Origin of the sequence: Sphingomonas sp. ABOLH (assembly GCF_003951715.1) — a bacterium.
Classification (GTDB): Bacteria; Pseudomonadota; Alphaproteobacteria; order Sphingomonadales; family Sphingomonadaceae; genus Sphingomonas; species Sphingomonas hankookensis_A.
This window is the reverse complement of record NZ_QQWV01000103.1, coordinates 1-1,426: the sequence shown is the minus strand read 5'-3', so window position 1 is coordinate 1,426 and position 1,426 is coordinate 1. Positions and strand designations below refer to the sequence as shown.

The 1,426-nt window shown below is 63.8% G+C and carries 2 protein-coding genes; both read left to right on the top strand.

Going from position 1 to position 1,426, the window contains the following annotated elements; genetic code table 11:
- Nucleotides 1-474 precede the first annotated feature (474 nt).
- Nucleotides 475-666: a hypothetical protein gene (locus tag CA237_RS19400; RefSeq protein WP_053556559.1), complete on the top strand. Its 192-nt coding sequence runs from the start codon at nucleotides 475-477 to the stop codon at nucleotides 664-666.
- Nucleotides 667-709: 43 nt separating this feature from the next.
- Complete coding sequence (locus CA237_RS19395; RefSeq protein WP_241215566.1) at nucleotides 710-1,339, top strand: ParB/RepB/Spo0J family partition protein; 630 nt, start codon at nucleotides 710-712, stop codon at nucleotides 1,337-1,339.
- The last annotated feature ends 87 nt before the right edge of the window (nucleotides 1,340-1,426 follow it).

The window sequence follows — 1,426 nt, the reverse complement described above, 5'->3', positions numbered from 1 at the left end:
CGTTTTCCTTTCGGAATCTCAGCCGGTTCATCACCAGCACCGGTAAGTCGGTCAGGCATGAGCTATGCCAATAAGCTCAGTTCATTCGAACTCTCCTTTCTTCTTCGCGCCACAACGGCGCACGCCCAAAGGGTAACGATCCTCGCGTGAGGCGTGCCACATGGCACACCTGTCGCCGCCGCCCGATGGGCGCGACTTCACTCGCATAGCGCCGCGGCCCTCCCCCGGAGGCCCGCCAGCGCGGGGAACACCAAGGGCTGCTGCCCTTTCGTTCCCGAAGGAAAATAGACGCCCCCGTGTTGTCCGCCAAGCGCGGCACCCGACGCCCTGACGGGCGTCGGCCGCGCTAGGGCGGCCTGCCCGCGCCAAGGCCATCGATTTTCCTCCTCCCTCCCCATCCCGCTCCTCGCCGGAGAGGCAGACCCGGTTGCTGCGGCAACCGGCTTTCAGCCGCAGGAAGAAGGAGAAAGGACAATGGCTTACACTCGATACAAGGGCGATCCCTACTGGAAACGGGCCAAGGTGGGCGGGACCAGTGCAGACGGCACCCCCTACGCCAAAGGCGACCGCGTGTTCTTCTATCCACGATCCGGCGCGACCTACGCAGGCGACGCCGCGACCCGCGCATCAGCCGAGTTCGACGAGCTGGCAAGCCTCGAAGGCTGACCCTTTCCCCCCAATCGACACCACAGATCACAGGAGTTTCATCATGGGTATCACCACCATCAAGCTGTCGCAGCTTCGCCTTTCCCCGCTCAATCAGCGGCGCGTGAAGCCTTCCGCCGTGGAAGCGATGGCCGACGACATTGCCGCGCACGGCCTGTTGCAGAACCTTGTCGCCTACGAGGACGAGGGCCTGTTCTATGTGTTCGCCGGAGGGCGGCGCTATCGGGGCCTCAAGGAACTGGCGAAGCGCAAGCGGATCAAGAACAACGACACCTTCCCCGTCGAGGTCCGCACCAAGGAGGAGGCCATCGAACTGTCGCTCGCGGAGAACTTCCAGCGCGAGGACATGCACCCCGCCGACAGCATCCGCGCCTTTGCGGCACTGCGCGACACCGGCATGGACGCCGAGGAAATCGCAGCTCGGTTCGGTCAGGCAGTCAGTTTCGTCTACAAGATGCTTCGCCTTTCCGCGCTCGCACCCACGCTGATCGACCTGATCGCCAAGGACCAGTTGTCGCTTGAGGCGGCGCGCGCGCTCACCCTCACCGAGGATCACGACCAGCAGATCAAGGTCTGCAAGGCGGCGAATGGTCACGCCCACACCATCCGGCGGATGCTCACCACGGAGAAGGTTGTGGATCGGCGTGGAAAAGGGACCCCGGTAGCGGGGTGATCGGCGTCGAAAAGGGACCCCTCATCCCGTTGGTCTAGGCTGTTCGCTTGGCGGTGTGTCAGGCGGCGAGATCGGGATGCTGGTATT